Source organism: Kitasatospora sp. NPDC058965 (assembly GCF_042741245.1).
In the GTDB taxonomy this organism is placed as follows: domain Bacteria; phylum Actinomycetota; class Actinomycetes; order Streptomycetales; family Streptomycetaceae; genus Kitasatospora.
Genome location: NZ_JBHYKG010000524.1, coordinates 1 through 3,114, shown reverse-complemented (window position 1 = coordinate 3,114; position 3,114 = coordinate 1). Strand labels below are relative to the sequence as shown.

The 3,114-nt window shown below is 73.3% G+C and carries 4 protein-coding genes; 2 read left to right on the top strand and 2 right to left on the bottom strand.

Annotated elements, in window-relative coordinates; all coding sequences use genetic code 11:
- On the bottom strand, positions 1–651 hold a 651-nt coding region (locus ACFW1A_RS39650; RefSeq protein WP_380418427.1), incomplete at its 3' end, for a Clp protease N-terminal domain-containing protein.
- Between the two features lie 193 nt (positions 652–844).
- On the opposite strand from ACFW1A_RS39650, the gene ACFW1A_RS39645 reads away from it, so the two are divergent.
- Positions 845–1,363 (top strand): SigE family RNA polymerase sigma factor, encoded by a 519-nt coding sequence (locus ACFW1A_RS39645; protein WP_380418425.1) that lies wholly within the window; start codon positions 845–847, stop codon positions 1,361–1,363.
- Positions 1,364–1,394: 31 nt separating this feature from the next.
- Positions 1,395–2,348 (top strand): hypothetical protein, encoded by a 954-nt coding sequence (locus ACFW1A_RS39640; RefSeq protein ID WP_380418422.1) that lies wholly within the window; start codon positions 1,395–1,397, stop codon positions 2,346–2,348.
- A gap of 42 nt (positions 2,349–2,390) precedes the next feature.
- On the opposite strand, the gene ACFW1A_RS39635 is transcribed toward ACFW1A_RS39640, so the two are convergent.
- Positions 2,391–3,086 (bottom strand): class F sortase, encoded by a 696-nt coding sequence (locus ACFW1A_RS39635; protein WP_380418429.1) that lies wholly within the window; start codon positions 3,084–3,086, stop codon positions 2,391–2,393.
- Positions 3,087–3,114 lie beyond the last annotated feature (28 nt).

Here is a 3,114-nt window from a genome sequence, read left to right as displayed (position 1 = left end):
GTGCAGTCCGTCCGGGGTGAAGCCGAGGGCGCGCAGGATCTGCGCCGCGGTGCCGTCCTGGGTGCGGACGAGGCCGAGCAGGGCGTGCTCGGTGCCGACCCAGTCGTGGCCGAGGTCGGCCGCGGCGCGGATCGCCTGCTCGATGGCCTCCTTGCCGTCCGGCCGGAACGGGATGTGACCGCGCAGCGCCTTCGGCCCGGCGGGCGGCATGGCCGCCTCGACGGCGGCGCGGACGGCCTGCTCCGAGCCCGCCTGCGCGACCAGGAGCCGGTGGGCCAGGCCGCGCGGCTCGCCGAGCAGGCCGAGCAGCAGGTGCTCGGTGCCGATGGTGTCGTGCTTGTGGGTGCGGGCGGCCTCCTGGGCGAGCACGATGCTGTGCCGGTTCAGGTTGGTGTACCGCTCGAAGGCGGCGGGCGTGTGGCGCTGCTGGGCGGCCTGCTTGGAGACCCCGATGGCGTTGCCGATCTCGCTCCAGGAGGCGCCGGCCCGCTTGGCCTTCAGGACGTAGTGGTCCATGAGCTGGTCGCCGAGGTCGGACAGGGTCTGCGCGCGCAGGTGCGCCTGGCTGATCCGGGCCAGGTCGTCGGCGTCGGGGTGCTCCTCGTCCAGACGGGCGATCAGGTCGGCGAGGCTGATGTTGAGTGGCGTCATGCCGTCAAGCGTAGATTGACGATCCGTCAGCGTCAATCCCATCTTGACGCTCGTTCTCGGCTCGGGGGGCCGCACCTCCTCACCGGCCCGCCGCGACCCCGCGAGCGCCGGCCCGCGAAATTCGTGTGCAACGTTCAGGCGGCTCGAAGCGTGTAACACGGCGTCCGACCATCCGACCTCCGGGAGAACCGTGATGCCCGAGGGGCTCGCCTTCGACGAGTTCGCCTCCAGCCGTGCCCAGCGCCTGTTCCAGACCGCCTTCCTGATGTGCGGGGACTACCACCAGGCGCAGGACCTGGTGCAGACCGCACTGTCCCGGCTGTACCCGGTGTGGGGGCGACTGACCAGGCACGACGACACGGTCCGGCTGGACGCGTACGCCCGCAAGGTGCTGCTGAACTGCTACATCTCCCAACGGCGGCTGCGCCGCTCGGCGGAGGTGGCGGTCGGCGACCTGCCCGAGCGGGCGGTGCCCGGACCGGGCGAGGACCGGAGCGCGGCACTGCGCCTCACCCTGCTGGACGCGCTGAGCCGGCTGCCGCCCCGCAACCGGGCCGCGGTGGTCCTGCGCTACCTGGAGGACTACAGCCTCGACGAGGTGGCGGACGCGATGGACACCACGGTGAGCGCGGTGAAGAGCCTGAACTTCCGTTCGCTGGCCACACTGCGCCAGATCCTGGGGTCCGAGCTGTCCCTGCTGCTGCAGGACTGACCGGGCCGCCCGTTACGAAAGGCATTCCTCGATGGACCAGGACAGGGACCACGGCACGGAGGCGCACATGGACCGGCGCATCGACCGGGAGTTCGCGCACGCCTTCCGCGCCAGCGTCGCGGACCTCGCGGCACCGGTGGCCGAGATCACCGCCACCAGCGGCCGGCTCGGACGGCGTCGCCAGCGCCTGCGCCGACTGCGGATCGCCGGTACCGCGCTCGCCGTCGTCGCGGTGGGGTGCGCGGGGGCGGTCGCCGTCGACGGGCACGGTTCACCCGCGCCCGCCGCGCAGCAGCAGGCCACGTCACCCACCGGCGCGACGACCGGCCCCACCGGCTCCACCGGTTCCACGGCCTCCACCAGCCCTGCCGCCCCGCCCGCGCCGGCGTTCACCGAGCCGGCCGACACGCCGCTGACCGCGGAGGCGATGGCCGAGCTGCTGGCGGAGCAGCTGCCGGCGGGCGGACGGTTCGTCAAGTACCAGGACGCGTCCTCGACCACCGGACCCTTCCCGGAGGTGGGCGCCTTCCTGTCGTACGACGACGGACACGGCACGTCGCACATCCAGCTCATGTTCCGTCGGGCCGCCGACCTGTCCTCCGCTTCCGGCGGCGGCTGCGCGCTCGGCCCCCTCCGTCCGAGCGGGCCCCCGCCCGGCCCCCTCAGCTGCCACGACGGGTACCTGGCGGACGGCAGTTGGGAGATGGTCCGGGCGACCGACGCGCTCGTGACGGGTCTCTACGGCTACCAGGTCACGCTCTGGCGGCCCACCGGGTACCTGCTGATCCTCACCGAGTACAGCGGGACCATCAACGCCTACGGCGGCAAGAAGGCCGTCACGCGGCCGGCGCCGCCCGTCGCACTGGACCGCTGGCAGGCCATCGCCGAGGACCCGCGGTGGCAGCCGAAGGTCCCGAAGTCGGTGGTCGACGCGGGCAACCGCCTGATCGCCCCCGTCCCGCACTTCCCCTTCCCGGAGAGCTGACCACCGCGTCCGCCGCGTTCGCCGTGGGGGCGGCCCGGCCTATCAGGCCGGGTGCTGGGAGGTCAGGTGGGCGAAGACGACGAGGTTGTCGGTGTAGTCGTGCGTCTTCTGGTTGTACGTGCCCGCGCAGGTGATGAGCCGCAGTTCGGCGTCGGGGGTGGCGGCGTAGACCTGCTGGTCGGGGAAGGTGCTCTTGGAGTAGTTCTGCACGGAGTCGACCGTGAAGGTCGCGGTGGTCCTGTCCTCGCGGGTGATGTCGACGGTGCTGCCCGGGGTGAGCAGGTGCAGCATGAGGAAGACGGCGGGCCCCGTGCGGGTGTCGACGTGCCCGGCGACGACGGCGGCCCCGCGCTCACCGGGCGAGGGGCCGTGCTCGTACCAGCCGACGAGGTTGCGGTCGTCCGGCGGCGGCGCCTGCAGCGTGCCGGAGGCGTCCAGGTCCAGGGTGGTGAACGGCGCCTCGACGAACAGCTGGGGGATGCGGATCCGCACCGGGCGCGAGTGCGGCAGCACCAGGCCGGGGTTCCCGGCCGGTGCCCCCGCCCGCGGCGCCGGGGACTGGGCGCCGGCCGGTGTGGCCGCTGCCGCCGGTGGCGGGCCGGGCAGGGGAGCGGGCGAGGTGTCGACGGACTGGTGGATCACCAGCAGTCCCAGGACCACCGCTCCCATCGCCCACCGGAACAGGTGTCCGCCGGGGGCGGGCGTCCGCCGGTCCGGCGCGGGTGGCTGATCGCTCATCAGGGTGTGCTCCTGCGCAGGGGTGCGG

Coding starts and splice junctions, on each gene's coding strand:
- ACFW1A_RS39635 (WP_380418429.1), bottom strand. CDS start 3,086: ATGAGCGATCAGCCACCCGCGCCGGACCGGCGGACGCCCGCCCCCGGC.
- ACFW1A_RS39640 (WP_380418422.1), top strand. CDS start 1,395: ATGGACCAGGACAGGGACCACGGCACGGAGGCGCACATGGACCGGCGC.
- ACFW1A_RS39645 (WP_380418425.1), top strand. CDS start 845: ATGCCCGAGGGGCTCGCCTTCGACGAGTTCGCCTCCAGCCGTGCCCAG.